The sequence below is a fragment of the Streptomyces flavalbus genome (assembly GCF_042674625.1).
Taxonomy (GTDB): domain Bacteria; phylum Actinomycetota; class Actinomycetes; order Streptomycetales; family Streptomycetaceae; genus Streptomyces; species Streptomyces flavalbus.
On sequence record NZ_JBHTEB010000001.1, the window covers coordinates 1,772,406 to 1,794,008 of the forward strand.

At 72.6% G+C, this 21,603-nt stretch carries 23 protein-coding genes; 10 read left to right on the forward strand and 13 right to left on the reverse strand.

From position 1 onward, the window contains the following. The first annotated feature begins 48 nt into the window (after nucleotides 1–48). Complete coding sequence (locus tag ACFQZ6_RS07775; protein ID WP_381605975.1) at nucleotides 49–1,041, forward strand: translation initiation factor 2; 993 nt, start codon at nucleotides 49–51, stop codon at nucleotides 1,039–1,041. 19 nt (nucleotides 1,042–1,060) lie between these two features. Here the strand turns inward: ACFQZ6_RS07775 and moaA are convergent, their stop codons facing one another. The 3 genes from moaA to ACFQZ6_RS07790 form a co-directional block, all read right to left on the reverse strand. Then, nucleotides 1,061–2,050 carry a GTP 3',8-cyclase MoaA gene (gene moaA / locus ACFQZ6_RS07780; protein WP_381605977.1) on the reverse strand — a complete coding sequence of 330 codons (990 nt, stop codon included), beginning with the start codon at nucleotides 2,048–2,050 and terminating at the stop codon, nucleotides 1,061–1,063. Nucleotides 2,051–2,185: 135 nt separating this feature from the next. Beyond that, the gene (locus ACFQZ6_RS07785) at nucleotides 2,186–3,805 is read right to left on the reverse strand and encodes a solute symporter family protein (protein WP_381605979.1); all 1,620 of its coding nucleotides are present in this window, start codon (nucleotides 3,803–3,805) and stop codon (nucleotides 2,186–2,188) included. Then, nucleotides 3,802–4,158, reverse strand: coding sequence for a DUF485 domain-containing protein (locus tag ACFQZ6_RS07790; RefSeq protein WP_381605981.1), 357 nt, complete (start codon nucleotides 4,156–4,158; stop codon nucleotides 3,802–3,804). Before ACFQZ6_RS07790 ends, ACFQZ6_RS07785 begins: the two co-directional genes overlap by 4 nt. A gap of 341 nt (nucleotides 4,159–4,499) precedes the next feature. Between ACFQZ6_RS07790 and ACFQZ6_RS07795 the strand changes: the two genes are divergently transcribed. The 3 genes from ACFQZ6_RS07795 (at nucleotide 4,500) to ACFQZ6_RS07805 (ending at nucleotide 8,681) form a co-directional block, all read left to right on the forward strand. Beyond that, nucleotides 4,500–6,032: a S8 family peptidase gene (locus ACFQZ6_RS07795; RefSeq protein WP_381605983.1), complete on the forward strand. Its 1,533-nt coding sequence runs from the start codon at nucleotides 4,500–4,502 to the stop codon at nucleotides 6,030–6,032. A 40-nt stretch (nucleotides 6,033–6,072) separates the two neighbouring features. Further along, a complete protein-coding gene (locus ACFQZ6_RS07800) occupies nucleotides 6,073–7,596 on the forward strand; it encodes a S8 family peptidase (protein ID WP_381605985.1) in 1,524 nt (507 codons plus the stop codon). A 74-nt stretch (nucleotides 7,597–7,670) separates the two neighbouring features. Then, nucleotides 7,671–8,681 (forward strand): CopD family protein, encoded by a 1,011-nt coding sequence (locus ACFQZ6_RS07805; protein WP_381605987.1) that lies wholly within the window; start codon nucleotides 7,671–7,673, stop codon nucleotides 8,679–8,681. A 4-nt stretch (nucleotides 8,682–8,685) separates the two neighbouring features. Here the strand turns inward: ACFQZ6_RS07805 and ACFQZ6_RS07810 are convergent, their stop codons facing one another. Together ACFQZ6_RS07810 and ACFQZ6_RS07815 are read right to left on the reverse strand one after the other, a co-directional pair. Continuing rightward, nucleotides 8,686–9,336, reverse strand: coding sequence for a lysoplasmalogenase (locus ACFQZ6_RS07810; RefSeq protein ID WP_381605989.1), 651 nt, complete (start codon nucleotides 9,334–9,336; stop codon nucleotides 8,686–8,688). Next, on the reverse strand, nucleotides 9,333–10,211 hold the full coding sequence (locus ACFQZ6_RS07815) for a sterol desaturase family protein (protein ID WP_381605991.1): 879 nt from the start codon (nucleotides 10,209–10,211) through the stop codon (nucleotides 9,333–9,335). Before ACFQZ6_RS07815 ends, ACFQZ6_RS07810 begins: the two co-directional genes overlap by 4 nt. A 160-nt stretch (nucleotides 10,212–10,371) precedes the next feature. Between ACFQZ6_RS07815 and ACFQZ6_RS07820 the strand changes: the two genes are divergently transcribed. The 5 genes from ACFQZ6_RS07820 to ACFQZ6_RS07840 all read left to right on the forward strand — a co-directional run bounded on the left by ACFQZ6_RS07820 (nucleotide 10,372) and on the right by ACFQZ6_RS07840 (nucleotide 15,178). Beyond that, on the forward strand, nucleotides 10,372–11,373 hold the full coding sequence (locus tag ACFQZ6_RS07820) for a DEDDh family exonuclease (RefSeq protein WP_381605993.1): 1,002 nt from the start codon (nucleotides 10,372–10,374) through the stop codon (nucleotides 11,371–11,373). Nucleotides 11,374–11,452: 79 nt separating this feature from the next. Further along, nucleotides 11,453–11,686 carry a hypothetical protein gene (locus tag ACFQZ6_RS07825; RefSeq protein ID WP_079164494.1) on the forward strand — a complete coding sequence of 78 codons (234 nt, stop codon included), beginning with the start codon at nucleotides 11,453–11,455 and terminating at the stop codon, nucleotides 11,684–11,686. A gap of 71 nt (nucleotides 11,687–11,757) precedes the next feature. Continuing rightward, complete coding sequence (locus tag ACFQZ6_RS07830) at nucleotides 11,758–12,555, forward strand: SURF1 family cytochrome oxidase biogenesis protein (RefSeq protein ID WP_381605996.1); 798 nt, start codon at nucleotides 11,758–11,760, stop codon at nucleotides 12,553–12,555. A gap of 74 nt (nucleotides 12,556–12,629) precedes the next feature. After that, a complete protein-coding gene (locus ACFQZ6_RS07835) occupies nucleotides 12,630–14,417 on the forward strand; it encodes a glycoside hydrolase family 15 protein (RefSeq protein WP_381605998.1) in 1,788 nt (595 codons plus the stop codon). Between the two features lie 5 nt (nucleotides 14,418–14,422). Beyond that, nucleotides 14,423–15,178 (forward strand): SDR family oxidoreductase, encoded by a 756-nt coding sequence (locus ACFQZ6_RS07840; RefSeq protein ID WP_381606000.1) that lies wholly within the window; start codon nucleotides 14,423–14,425, stop codon nucleotides 15,176–15,178. Nucleotides 15,179–15,185: 7 nt separating this feature from the next. On the opposite strand, the gene amaP is transcribed toward ACFQZ6_RS07840, so the two are convergent. The 5 genes from amaP to ACFQZ6_RS07865 are packed head-to-tail and all read right to left on the reverse strand — an operon-like array spanning nucleotide 15,186 to nucleotide 17,565. Next, nucleotides 15,186–15,773: an alkaline shock response membrane anchor protein AmaP gene (amaP, locus tag ACFQZ6_RS07845; protein WP_381606002.1), complete on the reverse strand. Its 588-nt coding sequence runs from the start codon at nucleotides 15,771–15,773 to the stop codon at nucleotides 15,186–15,188. Further along, a complete protein-coding gene (locus tag ACFQZ6_RS07850) occupies nucleotides 15,770–16,474 on the reverse strand; it encodes a DUF6286 domain-containing protein (protein ID WP_381606004.1) in 705 nt (234 codons plus the stop codon). The genes amaP and ACFQZ6_RS07850 overlap by 4 nt, the downstream gene beginning before the upstream one ends. Continuing rightward, the gene (locus ACFQZ6_RS07855) at nucleotides 16,471–16,857 is read right to left on the reverse strand and encodes an Asp23/Gls24 family envelope stress response protein (protein ID WP_381606006.1); all 387 of its coding nucleotides are present in this window, start codon (nucleotides 16,855–16,857) and stop codon (nucleotides 16,471–16,473) included. The genes ACFQZ6_RS07850 and ACFQZ6_RS07855 overlap by 4 nt, the downstream gene beginning before the upstream one ends. A gap of 5 nt (nucleotides 16,858–16,862) precedes the next feature. Beyond that, entirely contained in the window at nucleotides 16,863–17,048 is a 186-nt protein-coding gene (locus tag ACFQZ6_RS07860; protein WP_381606008.1) for a hypothetical protein, read from the reverse strand. 31 nt (nucleotides 17,049–17,079) lie between these two features. Then, nucleotides 17,080–17,565: an Asp23/Gls24 family envelope stress response protein gene (locus tag ACFQZ6_RS07865; RefSeq protein ID WP_381606011.1), complete on the reverse strand. Its 486-nt coding sequence runs from the start codon at nucleotides 17,563–17,565 to the stop codon at nucleotides 17,080–17,082. A gap of 87 nt (nucleotides 17,566–17,652) precedes the next feature. Between ACFQZ6_RS07865 and ACFQZ6_RS07870 the strand changes: the two genes are divergently transcribed. Then, the gene (locus tag ACFQZ6_RS07870; RefSeq protein ID WP_381606013.1) at nucleotides 17,653–18,375 is read left to right on the forward strand and encodes a nucleopolyhedrovirus P10 family protein; all 723 of its coding nucleotides are present in this window, start codon (nucleotides 17,653–17,655) and stop codon (nucleotides 18,373–18,375) included. Nucleotides 18,376–18,383: 8 nt separating this feature from the next. On the opposite strand, the gene ACFQZ6_RS07875 is transcribed toward ACFQZ6_RS07870, so the two are convergent. From ACFQZ6_RS07875 to ACFQZ6_RS07885, 3 genes are all read right to left on the reverse strand, one after another. After that, complete coding sequence (locus ACFQZ6_RS07875) at nucleotides 18,384–19,187, reverse strand: enoyl-CoA hydratase/isomerase family protein (RefSeq protein WP_381606015.1); 804 nt, start codon at nucleotides 19,185–19,187, stop codon at nucleotides 18,384–18,386. Between the two features lie 106 nt (nucleotides 19,188–19,293). Continuing rightward, nucleotides 19,294–19,515 carry a helix-turn-helix domain-containing protein gene (locus ACFQZ6_RS07880; protein ID WP_018567695.1) on the reverse strand — a complete coding sequence of 74 codons (222 nt, stop codon included), beginning with the start codon at nucleotides 19,513–19,515 and terminating at the stop codon, nucleotides 19,294–19,296. Nucleotides 19,516–19,850: 335 nt separating this feature from the next. Further along, entirely contained in the window at nucleotides 19,851–21,449 is a 1,599-nt protein-coding gene (locus tag ACFQZ6_RS07885) for an ABC-F family ATP-binding cassette domain-containing protein (RefSeq protein ID WP_381606017.1), read from the reverse strand. Nucleotides 21,450–21,603: the final 154 nt, after the last annotated feature.

Sequence of the window (21,603 nt, forward strand, 5' to 3'; positions counted from 1 at the left end):
CTGTAGTTTTGTCAGCCGCAACAGAGCTTACTGAACGGGGAGTTGCCGATGTCTCGGGACAGGTTCACGCTGGTCGGCCGGGAGACGAACTGTCACATCTACGAGGGTGACGGGACCCGTCCCATCCGGGAGGAGGACGTCCGCGTCCTGTACCGGCGCCAGCGGGTGGAGTTCCCCGAGGAGATCGGCGGCTGGCGGCACTCCATCGAGGAGGAGGAGCTGCGCAACGAGGCCCTCGGCCTGCCGCACCGCTGGAACAACGAGCGCTTCGCCGTCGAGCGGATCACGGTGAGCCGCAACCACCTGGCGGAGGACCCGGTGGTCACCCTCACCTTGCAGGACGCCGACTACTACGACTTCCTCACCACGTCGCTCAACCTGGAGCGCAAGCAGAAGAACGGTCTGACGCTGCGCGAGCAGTACCTGGAGGGCGAGGACCCGGCGCTGGCACCGGCGTGGATGAACTGCAGCTTCGGCATCAACGTGGCGCTGGAGACCGGGAAGGACGGCAGGATGCTGTTCTCGCGGCGCAGCGCCCAGGTCGCCGGGCCGAACAGTTCGCGGTGGAACTCCTCCGCGAACGAGGGCATGGCCCGGCAGCACGACCTGCCCGGGGACGGCAGCCCGATCAGTCTGCACGCGGTGGCCCGGCGCGCCCTGTTCGAGGAACTCGCCGTGCACGCCACCGACGAGCTGGACCTGGAGCTGCTCGGTTTCGGGCTCGACCTGAACAACCACCAGTGGGCGGCCTTCTTCCGGGCGGTGCTGCCCGAGCTGGACGAGGACACGCTGCGGCTGCGCTGGACCCGGGGTGTCACGGACAAGTGGGAGCACGACCGGTTCGAGTTCGTGCCCGCCGACCCCGAGTCCGTGCTCGGTTTCATCGCCGACGAGCCGCCGGAGCGGTGGACGCCCTGCGCACCGGCGCTGTTCTACCTCGCCCTGGTGCGGGGCGCCGTGCGGCGGGCGGGGGACGATCCCGCCGCCCGCTTCGCGGTGGAGACGGCCGAGCAGCGGGTCATCGAGGCCAGGGGGCTGTGAGCCGCCCCGCGGACAGTCGCTAGCCGCCGATCGCCGACATCGGCCGGTCCGGCTGGACGAACGTCGGGTCGTCGAGGCCCGCGCCCGCCTTCTTGCCCCACATCGCCAGCTTCCAGATGCGGGCGATCTCCTCGTCGGGGGCGTCGGAGCGGAGGGCGGCGCGCAGGTCGGTCTCCTCGGTGGCGAAGAGGCAGGTGCGGATCTGGCCGTCAGCGGTGAGGCGGGTGCGGTCGCAGGCCCGGCAGAAGGGGCGGGTGACCGAGGCGATCACGCCGACGCGGTGCGGGCCGCCGTCGACCAGCCAGCGCTCGGCCGGGGCGGAGCCGCGCTCCTCCGAGCCCTCCGGGGTGAGGTCGAAGCGGGTGCGCAGGGAGGCGAGGATGTCACCGGCGGTGATCATGCCGTCGCGCTTCCAGCCGTGCTGGGCGTCCAGCGGCATCTGCTCGATGAAGCGCAGCTCGTAGTCGTGCTCGACGGCCCAGGCCAGCAGGTCGGGGGCCTCGTCCTCGTTCAGCCCCGGCATCAGGACCGAGTTGACCTTGACGGGGGTCAGGCCCGCCTCGCGGGCGGCGTCCAGGCCCTGGAGGACGTCGCGGTGGCGGTCGCGGCGGGTCAGGGTCTTGAAGACGTCGGGGCGGAGGGTGTCCAGGGAGACGTTGACCCGGTCCAGGCCCGCCGCCTTCAGCGCCCCCGCGGTGCGCCTGAGGCCGATGCCGTTGGTGGTCAGGGACATCTGGGGGCGCCGGGACAGGGCCGCCACGCGCTCCACGATGCCGACGAGCCCGGGCCGCAGCAGCGGCTCGCCGCCGGTGAAGCGGACCTCGCGGACGCCCAGGGAGGTCACGGCGATGTCGATCAGCCGGACGACCTCGTCGTCCGTCAGCAGGTCGGGCTTGGCCAGCCACTGCAGGCCCTCCTCGGGCATACAGTACGTGCAGCGCAGGTTGCACCGGTCGGTCAGTGAGACCCGCAGATCGGTGGCCACCCGGCCGTAGGTGTCGATGAGCACGTAACCCCTCCCGGTTCTCGTACTCCGTCGAGCGTACGCGACGCCACTGACATCACCAGAGTCCGATCCCACGACATGGGACGCGGCCGCGTCGTAAGGAGCTACGACGCGGCCGCGCGGGGGGAGGAGGATGGCTCAGTGGGCGCCGGTGCCGGTCAGGGACCGGACCTCCAGCTCCGCGTACTTGTCGGCGTCGGGCTCCTCCTTGGACAGGACCGTGCCGAGCCAGCCCATCAGGAAGCCGAACGGGATCGAGATGATGCCCGGGTTCTTCAGCGGGAACCAGGCGAAGTCGACGTCCGGGAACATCGCCTTGGGGTCGCCGGAGACGACCGGCGAGAACAGCACCAGGCCGGTGGCGACGATCAGACCGCCGTAGATCGACCACAGGGCGCCCTGGGTGGTGAAGCGCTTCCAGAACAGGCTGTAGAGGATCGTCGGCAGGTTGGCGGAGGCCGCGACCGCGAAGGCGAGCGCGACCAGACCGGCCACGTTCAGGTCGCGGGCGAGGGCGCCGAGGAGGATGGAGACGGCGCCGATGCCGATGGTGGCGAGGCGGGCCGCGCGGACCTCCTCCTTCTCGGTGGCCTGGCCCTTCCTGATGACGTTGGCGTAGATGTCGTGGGCGAACGAGGACGACGACGCCAGGGTGAGACCCGCGACCACCGCGAGGATCGTCGCGAAGGCCACCGCGGAGATCGTGGCGAGCAGGATCGCGCCCCACGCGGAGTCGACGCCGCCGAGGTGCAGCGCGAGCAGCGGCGCGGCGGTGTTGCCGGACGGGTTGGACGCGATGATCTCGTCCTGGGAGATCAGCGCGGCGGCGCCGAAGCCGAGGGCGATGGTCATCAGGTAGAAGCCGCCGATGATGCCGATGGCCCAGTTCACGGACTTACGGGCGGCCTTGGCGTTCGGCACCGTGTAGAAGCGGATCAGGATGTGCGGCAGACCGGCGGTGCCCAGGACCAGGGCGATGCCGAGGGAGATGAAGTCGATCTTGGTGGTGGCGGTGGCGCCGTACTGGAGGCCGGGCTCCAGGAACGCCTTGCCCTTGCCGCTGTTGTCGGCGGCGGTGCCGAGCAGGTCGGAGATGTTGAAGTTGAACTTCAGCAGCACCAGGAAGGTGATCAGGATGGTGCCGCCGATGAGCAGCACGGCCTTGACCATCTGGACCCAGGTGGTGCCCTTCATGCCGCCGATGGAGACGTAGATGATCATCAGTACGCCGACCAGGGCGACGATGAGGATCTTGCCCGCGTCGGAGGTGATGCCGAGCAGCAGGGAGACCAGGACGCCCGCGCCCGCCATCTGGGCCAGCAGGTAGAAGATCGACACCACGATGGTGGAGGTACCGGCGGCGGTGCGCACCGGCCGCTGGCGCATCCGGTAGGCGAGCACGTCACCCATGGTGTAGCGGCCGGAGTTGCGCAGCGGCTCGGCCACCAGCAGCAGCGCGACCAGCCAGGCGACCAGGAAGCCGATGGAGTACAGGAAACCGTCGTAGCCGAAGAGGGCGATGGCGCCCGCGATACCGAGGAAGGAAGCGGCGGACATGTAGTCGCCCGAGACGGCGAGGCCGTTCTGGAAGGCGCTGAACTGTCTGCCGCCCGCGTAGAAGTCCGCGGCGTCCTTCGTCTGCCGTCCGGCCCAGACCGTGATCGCCAGGGTGGCGAGGACGAACAGGGAGAAAAGGGTGATGATCAGCGGTCGGTGCTCGCTGGCCTCGTTGGCGGCCAGGGTGATCGCGGGGCTCATGCGCCGCCCTCCATCCGGTTCTTGATCGCCTCAGCCTGGGGGTCGAGCTTCGCGTCGGCGTGACGCGAGTACCACCAGGCGATGAGGAAGGTGGTGACGAACTGGGCGATGCCGAAGACGAAGGCGACGTTGATGTTGCCGAAGACCTCGGTGCCCATGAAGCCGCCCGCGTAGTTGGACAGCAGGACGTACAGCAGGTACCAGACGATGAAGGCGACGGTCAGCGGGAAGGCGAAGGAGCGGTAGGAGCGGCGCAGTTCACCGAACTCCGCGCTCTGCTGCACCTCCACGAACTCCTCCGCGGAGGGGAGTTGGTGTACGGCTTTCGAGGGGGGCGGTGCGTCGGTAGCCACGGAGTCTCCTCGTACGACGGACATGACGGCTCTGGCATTTCTGTGATGTGGGTCACACGGCCGGTTGGCGATGGTAGGCGCCGGAGGCGTGATCCAAAAGGGGGGCGCTCGATGGTGCGGGCGTTCTCTGCCCAAGGTCCACGGCGCCACGCGGATACCGGTTCAACGCATCGTGTTTCTTTCCGGCACGGCCGCGGGATCGGGGCGAAGTCAGTTCGAGGAAGTCATTGCTGGCCAGCGGCTTCGGGAGATAGCTTCAGCCCTGCCAGACCCGTCATGTACCTGCCCGAGCACCACCTGTGTCTCGGGCCGGTTTCGTTTCCGGATGATGTGGAGACCCCATGTCCCAGCCGCGTTCCAGACGTCGACTCGCCCTCGCCGTACCGGTGGTGCTGTCGCTGACCGCCTCGCTCGGGTTCCTGCCCGCAGCCGCGTCCGCCGCGCCCAGCACCCAGCCCACCACGGCGGAGCGGGCGGCCGAGGGCACGCTGACGTACGTCGTCAACACCGCGGTGGACCGCGGCACGATCGCGTCGGTGAAGCGGGCCGTCGCCGCCGCCGGTGGCACCGTCGTCACCACGTACGACAAGATCGGCGTGCTCGTCGCGCACTCCGCGAACCCCGACTTCGGGGCCCAGATACGCGCGGCGCGCGGCGTGCAGTCGGCGGGCGCCACCCGCACCGCGCCGCTGGCCGCCGCGGGCACCACCGACGTCGGCGGCGCCGACTACCTCACCGCGGCCGAGGCCGCGCGGACCGAGGCCGCCTCGGCGGCGGACGCGCAGAGCGAGCCGCTGGAGGCCGACCAGTGGGACCTGCGGGCGATCGGCGCCGACCAGGCCGCCCAGATCAACCCGGGCTCCCGCAAGGTCACCGTCGCCGTCATCGACACCGGCGTCGACGACACCCACCCCGACCTCGCGCCGAACTTCTCCGCGTCCCAGTCCGCCAACTGCGTCGGCGGTGTCGCGGACACCAGCGAGGGCGCCTGGCGGCCGTACACCGCGGACGACTACCACGGCACGCACGTCGCCGGTGAGATCGCCGCCGCCCGCAACGGCATCGGCGTGGCCGGGGTCGCGCCGGGCGTCAAGGTCTCCGCCATCAAGGTGAGCGAGCCCGACACCAGCCTGTTCTACCCGGAGGCCGTCGTCTGCGCCTTCGTCTTCGCCGCCGACCACGGCGTGGAGATCACCAACAACAGCTACTACATCGACCCGTGGCTCTACAACTGCATGGACGACCCCGACCAGAAGGCGGTCGTCGACGCGGTCAACCGGGCCCAGCTGTACGCCCAGACCAAGGGCACCCTGCACCTGGCCTCGGCGGGCAACTCCAACCACGACCTCGCCTCGGACGCCATCGTCGACACGTCGAGCCCGAACGACACCACCCCCGTCGAGCGGACCATCGACCCCAGCGAGTGCCTGGACCTGCCGACCCAGCTCCCCGGCGTCGTCACCGTCAGCGCGACCGGCGTCAAGAACCTGAAGTCGTACTACTCCTCGTACGGCCACAAGGTCGTCGACGTGGCCGCGCCGGGCGGCGACCGGCTCTACCAGATCCCGGACACGCCGTCGCGGAACGGCCGCATCCTCTCCACGATGCCGAACAACGCCTACGCCTTCCTCCAGGGCACCTCGATGGCCGCCCCGCACGCCTCCGGCGTCGCCGCGCTGCTGAAGTCGACCCACCCGTGGGCCACCCCGGCGCAGCTCCAGCTCATGCTCAAGGCGCAGGCCGACAACCCGGGCTGCCCCGAGTCGTACGACCAGAACGGCGACGGCACCCAGGACGCGGTGTGCGAGGGCGGCACGCGCGTGAACGGGTTCTACGGTTTCGGGATCGTCAACGCGCTCCGCGCGGTCAAGTAGCAACTCCCCCCATCAGCGGAAGAACTGGAGACCACCACCTATGACAGTGACCGCCCCGCGTCACCGCCGTGCCCTGGCGATCCCGGTCGGGATGGCCATGGCGACCGCCCTGGCGTTCCTGCCCAACGCCACGGCCACCGCGGCCGAGCCCGCCGCCCCCGCCGTCACGGCCGACGCCACCTCGCTGAGCTACGTCGTCAACATCCGCCCCGGCCACGGTCCGTCGCCGTCCCTGAAGAAGGCCATCGGCAAGGCCGGTGGCACCATCCTGACGTCGTACGACGCGATCGGCGTGGTCGTCGTCCACTCCGACAACCCGGACTTCGCCGCCACCATCCGCCGGGCGCACGGCGTCCAGTCGGCCGGTGCCACCCGCAACGCGCCGCTGCCGGCGCAGTCCACCACCGACGTCGGCACCCCGAAGGTGCTCAGCGCCGACGACCTCGCGGACGTGGACGCCGTCGCCGGTCAGGACCCGCTCGAACCGCTCCAGTGGGACCTGCCCGCCATCAAGGCCGACCAGGCGCACGAGAAGTCGCTGGGCAGCAGCAAGGTGACCGTCGCCGTCATCGACACCGGCGTCGACGACACCCACCCGGACATCGCGCCCAACTTCGACCGGGACGCGTCCGTCAACTGCGTCACCGGCAAGCCCGACACCACCGACGGCGCCTGGCGGCCGAGCGCGGCGGAGAGCCCGCACGGCACCCACGTGGCCGGGGAGATCGCCGCCGCCAAGAACGGCGTCGGCGTGACCGGGGTGGCGCCGGGCGTGAAGGTGTCCGGCATCAAGGTGTCCAACCCGGACGGCTACTTCTACACCGAGGCCGTGGTCTGCGGCTTCATGTGGGCGGCCACGCACGGCGTCGAGGTCACCAACAACAGCTACTACACCGACCCGTGGTACTTCAACTGCGTCGACGACCCCGACCAGAAGGCCCTCGTCGAGGCCATCACCCGGGCGTCGCGGTACGCGGAGCACAAGGGCGCGGTCAACGTCGCCGCGGCGGGCAACGAGAACTACGACCTCGCCGCCGACGAGATCACCGACCCGGTCTCCCCGAACGACGTGCCGGAGCCCACCGAGCGGGTCATCGACCCCAGCGAGTGCTTCGACATACCGACCCAGCTCCCGGGTGTCGTCACGGTCGCCGCGACCGGCGCGAAGGGCCTCAAGTCGTCGTTCTCCAACCACGGTCTGGGCGTCATCGACATCGCCGCCCCCGGTGGCGACTCGACCCGCTACCAGGCCCCGGACGCCCCCGCCACCAGCGGTCTGATCCTCGGCCCGCTGCCCGGTGGCCGGTGGGGCTACATGGCCGGTACGTCGATGGCGTCCCCGCACGTCGCGGGCGTCGCCGCGCTCATCAAGTCGACGCACCCGCGCGCCACTCCGGCGATGGTGAAGGCCCTGCTGTACGCGCAGGCCGACGCCACCGCGTGCACCGACCCGTACGACATCGACGGCGACGGCAAGGTCGACGCGGTGTGCGAGGGCCCGAAGAACTACAACGGCTTCTACGGGTTCGGCATGGCGGACGCGCTGGACGCCGTGACGAAGTAGGGAGCGAGGAGCACGGAGGAGGCGGTGCCTCTCTGGAGTTGCCCCGGTCCGTGACGGCTGGTGAAGATCGTGTGGTGACGTTGACACGACCGACCTCCGAGGCCGCCGACGGAACCGGGGCCGCCGCCGCACCCGGCGTGCGCCGGGCCGCGGCGGTGCTGGTCCTGGCGGCGCTGGGGGCGCTGGTACCGCTGCTGGGGCCGTCCGCCGCCCTGCGCGGCACCGGGGAGGCCGCCGCTCCCGGCGCCGGGGGGATCGCCCTGCTGCGGGCGGTGCTGTGCGCGGCGCTGTGCGTGCCGGTGGGCGAGCTGTTGGTGCACCAGTTGGCCGACCGGGTGCCCGGCGCCCCCAAGGAGCGGCCCCGAAGTTGGGCGCCGGTCGCCGCCGCCGTCGGGTTCGCCGCCGCGCTGGGCCTCGCCGCGGTGGTCGCGAGCGGCAACCTGGTGCCGGAGAGCCTCTCCCAGATCGACGCGGGCGGGCTGCACGCCTCCCGGGACGGCAGGCTGGCGCTGTTGGAGGTGAACGCGTTCGCGGTGGCGGGCTGCCTGTGCGCCCTGTCGCGGCGGCCCGGCACCCCGGTGTGGCCGCTGGCCGCCGTCGTCGTCGCGGAGGCGCTGCGCGCGCACCCCACGACCGAGCACACCCCGTGGGTCGGCTCGGGACTGACGCTGGTGCACCTGACGTGCGCCGCCCTGTGGGTCGGCGGTCTGGTGGCCGCCCTGCGCACCCTGCGCTGTTGGGGCGGCACGGCGGCGGGCGCGGCGCTGCTGGGGCGCTACGCGCGCGTGGCCGTCGGTCTGCTCGCCGCGATCACCGCGACGGGGGTGTGGAGTTCGCTGCGCCGGATGCCACCGGAGACGGTCGTGGAGCAGCTCACGTCGACGGCGTACGGGCGGGTGCTGCTGGCCAAGGTGCTCCTGGTGGCCGCCGTGGCGGCGCTCGCCCTGTGCGCGCGGCGACGGCTGCGCCGCGCGGCCGACCCGCTGACCGCCTGCTCCCCCGCGCGGGCGGAGGTCCTCGCGCTGGGCGCGGTGGTCGCGGCGTCGGGGCTGCTGACGGCGGTGCCGGTGCCGGTCCGCTGGTGAGGCGTCAGGCGGTCGCCGGGAGGCTCGCGCGGGCGCCGCCCTTGGTGAGCGTGGTGAGGGCGCCCAGGACCAGCAGCGCCTGCGCCGCCCCGTACGTCAGCATCACCCACAGGTCGGGGGCCGGGAGCTGGGGCCAGTCGGCGACGCCGGTGGCGATCAGCGTGTCCGACAGCAGGAACAGCGCCCCGCCCGTCGCGGCGAGGGGGCCGAGCCTGGTCGCGCCGTACGCCATGGCGGTGAGCAGCAGGCTGTACCCGGCGACGGGGGCGCGGAGGTCGGCGGGCAGTCCGGGCCACAGCAGCGCGACGGTGACGGCGAGGGCGGTGACGTAGCCCGGGAGCAGGCCACGCGCGCGTGCGGTGCCGTACCGCGCGAACAGGACGAGGTAGCAGACGTGGCCGCCCGCGAAGGAGGCCATCCCCGCGAGGAAGGCGGGCTCGGCCTCCGACAGCAGCAGGAGGTCCCCGCCCCAGCCGAACAGCAGCGCCGCGAGCAGGAGTCGCGGGGCGCCGCAGAGGCGGGCGTACGCGGCGAGCAGCGGCATGAGGAGCGCCTTGGCCACCGTGTGCCCGGCGTCGAGGTCCGCCGCCAGCGCGGCCAGGTCGGCGGCGAGCGTGAGGAGGAAGGCGGCGAGCGTCGCGCGCGGGAGCGTCACGCGGGCACGGTCTTCTCGGACGGCTCCGCGGCGGCGGCCGGGTTCGGCGCCGGGGCCCAGCCCGGCCCGCGGAAGACCCGCCCGGCGCGCTCGCGCCAACTCCGCGCCGCCCGCAGGTCCCTGGCGATGGCGACGTACTCGTGGGTGGCGACCTTCAGCGGGTTGTAGGTGTCGATGTTCTTGGTCAGCCCGTACACCGGGCGCTCGGTCTCGGCGACGAAGGAGCCGAAGAGGCGGTCCCAGACGATGAGGATGCCGCCGAAGTTCCGGTCCAGGTAGCCGCCCTGCGAGGCGTGGTGCACCCGGTGGTGGCTCGGGGTGTTGAGGACGTACTCGAACCAGCGGGGCATCTTGTCGATCCGCTCGGTGTGGATCCAGAACTGGTAGACGAGGCTCGCGGAGGAGCAGAACGCGAGCGCCGCCGGGTGGACGCCGAGGGCGACGAGGGGGACGTAGAACGGCCAGACGGTCAGAGAGGTCCAGGGCTGGCGCAGCGCGGTGGTGAGGTTGAACTTCCGGCTGGAGTGGTGGACGACGTGGCAGGCCCACAGGACGCGGATGACGTGGTGGCCGCGGTGGGACCAGTAGTAGAAGAAGTCCTGCGCGAGGAGCATCAGCGGGACCGTCCACCACAGCACGGGCACGCGCAGCGGCGTGAGTTCGTAGAGCGCGGTGTAGAGGGCGACGATCGGGATCTTCCACAGGAAGTCGAAGCCGAGGCTGCCGAGTCCCATGGTGAGGCTGGTCGCGGCGTCCTTCGCCTCGTACCCGGCCGCGTCCTCGTCGGGATGGAGCCGGACGCTGATCATCTCGACGACGGTGAGCAGCACGAAGGCGGGTATCGACCAGACCACGACATCGGGGAGGTTCGGCATGGCTGCACGGTAGGACCGCCAGCGGGCCACGGCTAGACGTTGTTACCGACAAGTATTACCGGCGGTACGCGCTTGCTTGTTGGCGATCTCCGCCAATGGACACCGGCGGCGGGCGGGTTCGGGCGGGCGCTGTCAGTCCCGGCCCGTATCCTCAGGGACCATGCTCGAAGACCGCACGACCGCAGGGTCGCCCCTCACCGCGTGGCCGACCGCGTATCCCCAGGGATACGCGGTCGTTGACGTGGAGACCACCGGCCTGGCCCGCGACGACCGGATCGTCTCCGCGGCCGTCTACCGGCTGGACGCCCGCGGCGAGGTCGAGGACCACTGGTACACGCTCGTCAACCCGGAGCGCGACCCGGGCCCGGTGTGGATCCACGGCCTGACGAGCGAGGTGCTGCGCGACGCGCCCCTGTTCGCGGACGTCGCCGAGGAGTTCGCGGCCCGGCTCGACGGCCGGGTCCTCGTCGCGCACAACGCCGTCTTCGACTGGCAGATGATCGCCCGGGAGTACGCGCGCGCGGAGCGCGAGGCGCCGGTGCGGCAGCGGCTGTGCACCATCGCGCTCGCCAAGGAGCTGGCGCTGCCGCTGCCCAACCACAAGCTGGAGTCCCTCGCCGCGCACTTCGGCGTGGTGCAGCGCCGGGCGCACCACGCGCTGGACGACGCGCGGGTGCTGGCGGAGGCGTTCCGGCCGAGCCTGCGGGCCGCCGCCGAGGGCGGGGTGCGGCTGCCGCTGCACGAGTGCCGTCCGCTGACCGAGTGGGCGGACCGCCCGGCACCGCGGATCGGCCAGCAGGCGGGCGGCCCCGGCGGCTACGGCGGGTACCGGGCGAGCAGTTGGCGCCCCGCCCGCAAGAGACCCGCCTGTCCCTATCCCAACCCAGGCCGGTACGAAGCGGGCAAACGCCTCAAGCAGGGGATGCGGGTGGCGTTCTCCGGGGACACCTCCGTCGAGCGGGAGCTGCTGGAGGACCGCGCCACCGAGGCCGGGCTGCACGTCGCGACGAGCCTGTCCCGGCTAACCAGCCTGCTGGTCACCAACGACCCCGACTCGGGCACCTCGAAGGTGGTCAAGGCCCGGCAGTACGGCACCCCGGTGGTCGACGAGGCGGCCTTCGGACAGCTCCTCGGTGACGTGGAACCGGCGTCGGAGGGGTGAGCCGTACGGACGGGTGATTCCCGGCGACTCGCCCGCCACCCGCTCGCCCGCGCCGCGCCGACGGCCCACCCTGTGCCCCATGGCGACATGCGAAGTTTGCGGCAACAACTACGGTATGACCTTCGAGGTGCACGCCCAGGGCGCGGTCCACGTCTTCGACTGCTTCTCCTGCGCGATCCACCGCATGGCCCCCATCTGCGAGCACTGCCGGGTGCAGATCATCGGCCAGGGCGTGGAGGTCGAGGGCCACTGGTACTGCGGCGCCCACTGCGCCCGCGCGGAGGGCAGGGTGGGCATCGTCGACAAGGTGTGACCCCGGCCCCACCCCGGGGCCACCGCGCACCCGGCTGAAGGCACCCCACGACCGAGTTGTACGGTCGTGGGGTGTACCGCTTCCTTCTGTCCCGCCAGTGGGTGATCACCACGTTGGTCGCCCTGCTGCTCATCCCCACGATGATCTGGCTCGGCTTCTGGCAGCTACACCGGCACGACGAGCGCGCCGCCCGCAACCAGCTCGTCGAGGACGCGCTGGCCGCCGACCCGGTGCCGGTGGAGCGGCTGACGTCCCCGGGGCACACCGTGACCCGCGCGGAGCGGTACCGCACGGTCACCGCGAAGGGCCGGTTCGACACCGACGACGAGGTCGTCGTCCGCCGCCGCACCAACGGAAACGACCGGATCGGCTACCACGTCCTGACCCCGTTCGTCCTGACCGACGGCAGGGTCCTGCTCGTCAACCGGGGCTGGATCCCCGCCGACCCCGACAGCCAGACCGCGTTCCCCGAGATCCCGGCGCCGCCGCGCGGTGAGACCACCGTCACCGGCCGTCTGATGCCCGACGAGACGACCGAGGCGAGCGGCATCCGGGACCTCGACGACCTGCCGGACCGGCAGATCATGCTCATCAGCAGCGAGCGGGAGGCGGACCGCCTCGGCGCCCGGGTGCTCGGCGGCTACGTCGTCCAGACGGCACCCGAACCCACGGGCGACACCCCGGAGCAGCTCGGCGACCCGGGCCGGGAGAACGCCGCGCTGAACATGGCCTACGCGGTCCAGTGGTGGCTGTTCGCCGCGGGCGTGCCCACCGGCTGGGTCATCCTGGTCCGCCGCGAGGCCCGCGACCGGGCGGCGGCGACGGCCGAGACGCCGGAGCCGACCGAGCCGGAACCGGCCACGGTCTGACGCACACGGCCCGCGTCACCCGCCCAGCCGCTCCCCCTGATTGCCCCCCACCTCCCCCGGGAACCCGCACCTGCGTGGACCGGCGCATCGAGGACTACGCGATCATCGGCGACGAACAGACCGCCGCGCTCATCGGCAGGGACGGCTCGGTGGACTGGCTCTGCCTGCCACGGTTCGACTCGGCGGCCTGCTTCGCGCGGCTGCTCGGCGACGAGGACAACGGCCACTGGCGGCTCGCCCCGAAGGACGCGACCGGCCCGTGCACCCGGCGCGCCTACCGCCCCGACACCCTGGTCCTGGACACCGAGTGGGAGACCCCGCACGGCGCGGTGCGCGTCACCGACCTGATGCCGCAGCGGGACCGCGCCCCCGACGTCGTACGGATCGTGGAGGGCCTGCGCGGCAGCGTGACCATGCGCTCCACGCTCCGGCTGCGCTTCGACTACGGCTCCGTCGTGCCGTGGGTGCGCAGGTCCGACGGGCACCGGGTGGCGGTCGCGGGCCCGGACTCGGTGTGGCTGCGCAGCGAGCCCGAGGTGCACACCTGGGGCGAGGACTTCGGCACGCACGCCGAGTTCACCGTCACCGCCGGGCAGCAGGTCGCCTTCGTCCTGACCTGGCACCCCTCCCACGAGCCGCGCCCCCCACTGGTCAACCCCCACGAGTCGCTGCGGCACAGCGTCGCCGACTGGCGGGCGTGGACCGCGCGCTGCCGCTACGACGGCCCGCACCGGGACGCCGTCATCCGCTCCCTGATCACCCTCAAGGCGCTCACCTACAAGCCGACCGGCGGCATCGTCGCCGCCCCCACCACCTCGCTGCCCGAGGAACTCGGCGGGGTCCGCAACTGGGACTACCGCTACTGCTGGCTGCGTGACTCCACCCTCACCCTGGGCGCGCTGACGGCGGCGGGCTACGTCGAGGAGGCCGAGGCGTGGCGCGACTGGCTGCTGCGCGCGGTCGCGGGCGACCCGGCCGACCTCCAGATCATGTACGGCCTGGCGGGCGAGCGGCGGCTGACCGAGTACGAGGTGCCCTGGCTGAGCGGGTTCGCGGGCACCGCCCCGGTCCGGGTCGGCAACGACGCCGTACGCCAGTTGCAGCTCGACGTCTACGGCGAGGTGATGGACTCCCTGGCGCTGGCCCGGCGCGCGGGGCTGCACTCCCGGCCGGACGTGTGGGCGCTCCAGGTCGCGCTGCTGGAGTTCCTGCGCACGGCGTGGCGGCAGCCGGACGAGGGCCTGTGGGAGGTGCGCGGCGGGCGCCGCCAGTTCACGCACTCCAAGGTGATGGTGTGGGTGGCCGCCGACCGGGCGGTGCGCGCGCTGGAGTCGTACCCGCAACTGGAGGGCGATCTGGAGGGCTGGCGGGAACTGCGCGACGAGGTGCACCGCGAGGTGTGCGAGAAGGGCTACGACGCCGAACGGAACACCTTCACCCAGTCCTACGGCTCCCCGGAACTGGACGCCTCGCTGCTGCTCGTCGCCCGCGTGGGCTTCCTCCCGCCACACGACCCGCGGGTGACCGGCACCATCGACGCGATCCGCGCCGAGCTAAGCCACCACGGCTTCCTGCGCCGCTACACCGCGGACGAGGCGGTCGTCGACGGGCTGCCCGGCGGCGAGGGCACGTTCCTGGTCTGCTCGTTCTGGCTGGCGGACGCGCTGCACGCGACCGGCCGCCGCAAGGAGGCCGAGGAGCTGTTCGAGCGGCTGGTCGAGCGCACCAACGACGTCGGACTGCTGTCGGAGGAGTACGACCCGGTGGCCGACCGCCAGCTCGGCAACTTCCCGCAGGCGTTCAGCCACATCGGCCTGGTGAACACCGCCCTCGCCCTCTACGGGGACGACGGGGCAGGATAGGGACCATGGATCTTGGACTGAAGGACCGGGTGTACGTCGTCACCGGGGCCACGCGCGGACTGGGCAACGCCACCGCGCGCGCCCTGCTGGCCGACGGGGCGAAGGTGGTCATCACCGGGCGGGACGAGGGGCGCGTCGCGGAGGCGGCGGCCGAACTCGGCCCCGGCGCGGCCGGGCTGGCCGCGGACAACGGCGACCCGGACGCCCCCGCCCGGCTGGTCGCCGCCGCGCGGGAACGGTTCGGCGGCCTCGACGGCATCCTCGTCAGCGTCGGCGGCCCGCCGCCCGGGTTCATCGCCGACAACAGCGACGACCAGTGGCGTACGGCGTTCGAGTCGGTGTTCCTGGGCGCCGCGCGGCTGGCGAGGACGGCGGCGGCGGAGCTGGAGCCGGGCGGCGTCATCGGCTTCGTGCTGTCGGGCTCGGTGTACGAGCCGATCCCGGGCCTGACCATCTCCAACGGCCTGCGCCCCGGGCTCGCCGGGCTGGCCAAGTCGCTCTCCGTGGAGCTGGGGCCGCGCGGCATCCGCGTCGTCGGCCTGCTGCCGGGCCGCTTCGACACCGACCGGGTGCGCGAGCTGGACGCCCTGTCCGCCGACCCCGAGGCGACCCGGGCGGCGGCGGAGTCCCGTATCCCGCTGCGCCGCTACGGCACGCCGGAGGAGTTCGGGCGCGCGGCGGCGTTCGCCCTCTCCCCCGCGGCGTCCTATCTGACGGGCGTCATGCTGCCCCTCGACGGCGGCGCCCGCCACGGCTTCTGACGGCCCGTCACGACACCCGCTCCGCGCGGTGCCGCACGCCGCGCAGCCGGACCTCCGTGGGCAGCGACGCGAGGCCCGCGGAGTCCCGGGCGTGCCCGATGGCCCCCTCGGTGAGGTCGCGCAGCGCGGCGGCGGGGGCGACGTCGGGCTCCACCAGCAGCCGTACCCGCGCGGCGGGCGCGGTGCGGCGGCCGGTGAGGTGGACGTGGGCGCGGGAGACGCCGTCGAGGTGGACGGCCTCGGCGGCGAGGGCGTCCTCCATGGCCCGGCCGCGCAGCAGCGCGCTCTCCCCGTCACCGGTGTCGATCAGCACCTCACCCAGCCGACGGCGGCGCAGCACGGCCGTCAGCCACCACAGGGCGAGCAGCAGCAGCACCGCGAGGGCCGCGATGACGACCGGCCACCACCAGCCCTCGTCCCGCCACCGGGTCCGCTCGGCGTCGCTGAGCAGCACGTCGTCGGGGCCCTGGTGCAGCCACCACGACGGCGGCTCCACCCCGAACCCGACGGCGAGGACGGCACCGCCGAGCACCACCAGGACCAGGCCCACGAGCCCGAGCAGCACCCGGTTGACGGACTTGAGCACCGCGGTCACCCCTTCCGGCCGGGCCGCCGCACCCGCACCGACAGCGCGGGCGGCCGGGCCAGGCCCAGCGTCCCGACCGCGTCGGCGAGCGCGGTGTCCAGATCAGCGCGTACGTCGTCCAGTTCACGGAAGTGCGAGACCGCCCGCACATCGGCCTTGCGGCGGCGCACCCGCACCCGCACCGACTGCACCCCGGACACCTCGACCGCCCGGTCCCGCAGCACGGTCGCGGCGGCGTCGCGGTGCAGCCCGGCCCGCACGTCGGGACGGACCCGCCGCATCGGCAGCACACCGCGCAGCCCCGGCGTCACCGCCAGCAGGAGCAGCCACAGCCCGAGCGCGGCGGCGACCCCGGCGCCGACCCGCACCCAGGTGTCGTCCAGGGGCCGGTGGGCGAGCTGGTCGGCGAGTTCGCGGCGCCAGCGCATCCCCGGCCGGTCGGCGCGGACCGCGGCGATGTCGTAGAGGAACAGCCCCACGACGCCCAGCGTCAGCACGGCGACGACGGCGGCGGGGACGCGCCGCGCGGACCAGAAGCGCCGCCTCTCCCGCCCGTCGCCGTCGAGCGCGGTCGGCGCCGGTTCCCAGGAGGCGCCCGACGCGGACTGGTCGAAGGCGCCGCCGTCCGGCTTCTCGATGACCGGCAGCCGCTGGGTGCTGCCGGAGCCCGGGTAGCCCGGGGAACCCTGGGGGCTCTGGGGCTCGCTCATCGCGTCCTCCCCTGTGCCGCGCCGTGCGCCGGGGTCAGGTGCAGCCGCTCCACGTGGACGGCGACCTCCGGCACCTCCATGCCCACCAACGCGTTCACCCGCTCCGCGACACGGCGACGCACCGCCCCGCACTGGGCGCCGATCGCGCCGGGGTAGCCCAGTTCCAGGTGGACGCGGACCCGGGCGGTGTCCCGGTGGACCACCACGCTGGCGTGCGGGCGGGAGGCGTCCGGCGGCAGGGGGCCGAGCGCCTCGCGCGCCGCCTGCCCGGCGACCTTGGCGACGACCCGGTCAGCGATCCGCAGGGCGCCGCGCTCCCCCGGCGGGACGACGGCCAGGGGTCCGTGGGCCGCACCGGCCGCCTCCTGCGCCGTACCGTTCACGCGCTTCACCGCCGCCGGTCGTCACGCGGACGGAAGAAGTCACCGAGGTCCAGGTCGCTCTCCAGGAACCGGCCGACGATGAACCCGACGGCGCCCAGGGCCGCCACCAGCAGGAAGGCGCCGAATCCACCGAAGTAGCCGGCGAAGCCCAACGCCATCCCGGCGATCATGCCGACCACGGCCATGCTCATGGTGCGCTCCTCAGCCGTTCAGTTGTGCGCGTCACTGGATCCGGGGCTCCGGCTCCTCTTCCTCTTCGTCCGGGAGTTTCACATCGCTCACCGCGATGTTGACCTCGACGACCTCGAGACCGGTCATCCGCTCCACGGCCGCGATGACGTTCTCCCGCACGGCCCGCGCGACGTCCGCGATCGAGACGCCGTACTCGATGACGATCTCCAGGTCCAGCGCGGTCTGCACCTCACCGACCTCTGCCTTGACCCCTCGGGTCACCGATTTCGATCCGCCGGGCACCCGGTCGCGTACCGCCCCGAAGGTGCGGCTGATCCCACTGCCCATGGCGTGCACGCCCAGAACGTCCCGGGCGGCGAGTCCGGCGATCTTCTCCACGACGCCGTCGGCGATGGTGGTGCGGCCCCGGGTGCCCGGGTCGCCGCCACCGCGCCGGGTGGCCGTCTTGCGGGTACTGGTCTGCGGCTCGCCCTGGCCCTCGGGGGTCTGCGTGCGGTTCTGGTCCATGTCGGTCATCGCCGTACGTCCCTTTCGGTGGTCGTCCTTCGACCACCGTAAGCCGGGTTGCCGCACCGCGCTTCAGGAATGGGGCAGGCTGGAGGAATGACGGCGGACTGGACACAGGCGGTACGGCAGCAGCTCGGCCTCGGCAGACTCCTCCCGCTGGGCGGCCCGCGCGACGGCGCCTGGCTGACGGAGGGCGCGGCCCGGACGGTACTGGAGCACGCGGCGCTCGCGGTGCCCGGGGTACGGCTGGGCCGGACGAGGATCGGCCTCGCCGACCCGGAGCACACCTACGACCCCGCCGTACCGGCGCCGCCCAGCGCGCTGCCGCCCGGCCCGCTGCGGCTGACCGCGGACTTCGAGGCGTCGTCCGCCGAACCGCTCCCGGCGTCGGCGGCCCGGCTGCGCACGGCCCTGGCGGAGGCGGCGGCACGGCGGCTGGGCCTGACGGTGGCGGAGATCGACCTGCGGGTGACGGGCCTGCTGGAGGAGGGCCTGCTGGAGGACGGCGGGGCCCCGGAGCGCACGCCAGCGCCGGAGCCGCCGCGGGCCCGGGAGGCGACGGAGCCCACGGAGGCGCGGGCCGCGGCGGCGGCCCTCGCCGTACCCGGCGTGGACCGCCTGACGGGCGCCCTGGGCCGACCCGTCCACCTCACCGACAGCGGCGCGGACGCCGCCCTGCCGCGCCCGCACGTCCGGCTGGAGCTGGCGGTGCGGGCGGACCACCGGGCGGTGGACGTGGCGCGGGAGGTCCGCGCCCGGGTGGGCGAGGCGCTGCCCGGCCACCCGTCGGTGGCGGTGCTGGTCACCGCCGTGCTCTGACGCGCCCGCTACTCACCGACCCCGGCCAGGTCCCGCAGCCGCCGCGCCTGCGCGGCCCGCTCCGCGACCCGCTGCTCCTCGAACGACCGCTCCTGCGCGCCGCGCAGCAGCGCCTTGGTCTCGATGACGGCGTCCCGGGGCGCGGCCAGCAGTGCCGCGGCCAGGTCCCGCACCGCGTCGTCCAGCTGGTCCGCGGGCACGGCGAGGTTGGCCAGCCCGGTGCGCTCGGCCTCCGCGGCCCCGACGAAGCGTCCCGTCGCGCAGATCTCCAGCGCGCGGGCGTAGCCGACGAGGGCCAGCAGGGGGTGCGTCCCGGTCAGGTCCGGCACCAGGCCCAGGCTGGTCTCCCGCATGGCGAACTGCACGTCGTCCGCGACGACGCGCAGGTCACACGCGAGGGCGAGCTGGAACCCGGCGCCGATGGCGTGCCCCTGGACGGCGGCGATGGAGACGATGTCGCTGCGCCGCCACCAGGTGAACGCCTCCTGGTACTCGGCGATGGTCGCGTCCAGCTCGGCGTCACCGCCGCGTGCCAGGTCGATGAAGGACGGCTCGCCGTCGAAGCCCTCGGGCGTGAACGCCTGCCGGTCGAGCCCGGCCGAGAAGGACTTCCCCTCGGCGCGCAGCACGACCACGCGGACGGTGCCCGGCAGCAGGCGGCCCGCCTCGGCCAGCGCCCGCCACAGAGCGGGGCTCTGCGCGTTGCGCTTGGCCGGGTTGGTCAGCGTCACCGTCGCGACCGCGTCGTCGACGGTGAGCCGTACGCCGTCCTTGTCGAGTACCGGTTCGGTTACCGAGTCGAGCGAAGCCATGGGACGCCTCCGATGGGTGCGGTCATAAGTGACTGCACAGTAACCACCCGGCCGATCGGTCGCCCGACCGGGTGGTCACCCTCGGAGACGGTGGGCCGCCCGGGGGTCAGGCCGAGGCGGCCTTCTTGCCCCGTGTCGCCCCGCCACGCCCTCGCAGCGTGACGCCCGACTCACTGAGCATCCGGTGCACGAAGCCATACGAGCGGCCGGTCTCCTCGGCCAACGCCCGGATGCTCGCACCGGCGTCGTACTTCTTCTTCAGGTCTGCCGCGAGCTTGTCGCGCGCGGCGCCGGTCACCCGGCTGCCCTTCTTCAGAGTCTCGGCCACCCGTGCCTCCTCATGGGAAGTGCGCTCTGGTCTCCTCATGATCACCCCTCCGGGCCGTCATGGCCACCCATTCGGCAAGGTCCATGCGAGAGGGTTTTGACGACAGGAGCACGTCCACACAAGCGGAACAGCCAATTCCAAAGGGTCGCGCCCGTACCGCCGAACGGGTTCCCCCGCGAAGACGCAGGTCAGAAACGCGTCGCGGCCGAGCCCCCCGCGACGGGGAACTCGGCCGCGAAATCGATGTAGGACACACCTCGGTACGAGGAGATCTCACACAGATGGTGGATCACCGATGGGCCGAATGATCCATCCCCCGTGGATCACTCATTCGATCAAGCGAGGGCGACGAGATCGGCGTAGTCGGAGCCCCACAGGTCCTCCACGCCGTCCGGCAGCAGGATGATCCGCTCCGGCTGGAGCGCCTCGACGGCGCCCTCGTCGTGGGTGACCAGGACGACCGCGCCCTTGTAGGTGCGCAGCGCGCCGAGGATCTCCTCGCGGCTGGCCGGGTCGAGGTTGTTGGTCGGCTCGTCGAGGAGGAGGACGTTCGCCGAGGAGACCACCAGGGTGGCCAGGGCGAGCCGGGTCTTCTCGCCGCCGGAGAGGACCGCGGCGGGCTTGTCGACGTCGTCGCCGGAGAACAGGAACGAGCCGAGCACCTTCCGGACCTCCACGAGGTCCATGTCGGGGGCGGCGGAGCGCATGTTCTCCAGCACCGTGCGCTCCGGGTCGAGGGTCTCGTGCTCCTGGGCGTAGTAGCCGAGCTTGAGTCCGTGGCCGGGGACGACCATGCCGGTGTCGGGCTGCTCCACCCCGGCGAGCAGCCGCAGCAGGGTGGTCTTGCCCGCGCCGTTGAGGCCGAGGATGACCACGCGGGAGCCCTTGTCGATGGCCAGGTCGACGTCGGTGAAGATCTCCAGCGAGCCGTACGACTTCGACAGGCCCTCGGCCATCAGCGGGGTCTTGCCGCAGGGCGCGGGCTCGGGGAAGCGCAGCTTGGCGACCTTGTCGGACTGCCGGACGGCCTCCAGACCGGCGAGCAGCTTGTCGGCGCGGCGGGCCATGTTCTGCGCGGCGACCGTCTTGGTGGCCTTGGCGCGCATCTTGTCGGCCTGCGAGTGCAGGGCGGCGGCCTTCTTCTCGGCGTTGGCGCGCTCGCGCTTGCGGCGCTTCTCGTCGGCCTCGCGCTGCTGCTGGTAGAGCTTCCAGCCCATGTTGTAGATGTCGATCTGGGCGCGGTTGGCGTCCAGGTAGAACACCTTGTTGACGACCGTGTCGACGAGGTCGACGTCGTGGGAGATCACGATGAAGCCGCCGCGGTAGGTCTTGAGGTAGTCGCGCAGCCAGACGATCGAGTCGGCGTCGAGGTGGTTCGTCGGCTCGTCGAGGAGCAGGGTGTCCGCGTCGGAGAACAGGATGCGGGCCAGCTCGATACGGCGGCGCTGACCGCCGGAGAGGGTGTGCAGGGGCTGGCCGAGCACCCGGTCGGGCAGGTTCAGCGCGGCGGCGATGGTGGCGGCCTCGGCCTCGGCGGCGTACCCGCCCTTGGTGAGGAACTCCGTCTCCTGGCGCTCGTACTGCTTCATGGCCTTGTCGCGGGTGGCGCCCTTGCCGCTGGCGATGCGCTGTTCGTTGTCGCGCATCTTGCGGATCAGTACGTCGAGGCCGCGGGCGGAGAGGATGCGGTCGCGGGCGAGCATGTCGAGGTCGCCGGTGCGGGGGTCCTGCGGGAGGTAGCCGACCTCGCCGGAGCGGGTGATGGTGCCCGCGGCGGGGATGCCCTCGCCCGCGAGGCACTTGGTGAGGGTGGTCTTGCCCGCGCCGTTGCGGCCGACCAGGCCGATGCGGTCGCCCTTGGCGACGCGGAAGGTGGCGGACTCGATGAGGACACGGGCACCGGCGCGCAGCTCGATGCCGGAGGCGGAGATCACGGACAGACTCCAGGGCGGATGGGAGGGCGGGGTGGGCGGCTGAGGACGTTCCCGCCGTCTAATGCGCGAGGAGAATGGCCATGGGGCCAGTCTAACGGGGCGGCGCAAGCCGTTTTTCCGGGGCGTTGTCCGTGCTGGCTGCGAGACTGGGCGG

Coding starts and splice junctions, on each gene's coding strand:
- ACFQZ6_RS07775 (WP_381605975.1), top strand. CDS start 49: ATGTCTCGGGACAGGTTCACGCTGGTCGGCCGGGAGACGAACTGTCAC.
- ACFQZ6_RS07875 (WP_381606015.1), bottom strand. CDS start 19,187: ATGGCTTCGCTCGACTCGGTAACCGAACCGGTACTCGACAAGGACGGC.
- ACFQZ6_RS07815 (WP_381605991.1), bottom strand. CDS start 10,211: ATGCCGAACCTCCCCGATGTCGTGGTCTGGTCGATACCCGCCTTCGTG.
- ACFQZ6_RS07865 (WP_381606011.1), bottom strand. CDS start 17,565: ATGACCGACATGGACCAGAACCGCACGCAGACCCCCGAGGGCCAGGGC.
- ACFQZ6_RS07795 (WP_381605983.1), top strand. CDS start 4,500: ATGTCCCAGCCGCGTTCCAGACGTCGACTCGCCCTCGCCGTACCGGTG.
- ACFQZ6_RS07850 (WP_381606004.1), bottom strand. CDS start 16,474: ATGAGCGAGCCCCAGAGCCCCCAGGGTTCCCCGGGCTACCCGGGCTCC.
- ACFQZ6_RS07825 (WP_079164494.1), top strand. CDS start 11,453: ATGGCGACATGCGAAGTTTGCGGCAACAACTACGGTATGACCTTCGAG.
- ACFQZ6_RS07800 (WP_381605985.1), top strand. CDS start 6,073: ATGACAGTGACCGCCCCGCGTCACCGCCGTGCCCTGGCGATCCCGGTC.
- ACFQZ6_RS07820 (WP_381605993.1), top strand. CDS start 10,372: ATGCTCGAAGACCGCACGACCGCAGGGTCGCCCCTCACCGCGTGGCCG.
- ACFQZ6_RS07785 (WP_381605979.1), bottom strand. CDS start 3,805: ATGAGCCCCGCGATCACCCTGGCCGCCAACGAGGCCAGCGAGCACCGA.
- ACFQZ6_RS07840 (WP_381606000.1), top strand. CDS start 14,423: ATGGATCTTGGACTGAAGGACCGGGTGTACGTCGTCACCGGGGCCACG.
- ACFQZ6_RS07860 (WP_381606008.1), bottom strand. CDS start 17,048: ATGAGCATGGCCGTGGTCGGCATGATCGCCGGGATGGCGTTGGGCTTC.
- ACFQZ6_RS07870 (WP_381606013.1), top strand. CDS start 17,653: ATGACGGCGGACTGGACACAGGCGGTACGGCAGCAGCTCGGCCTCGGC.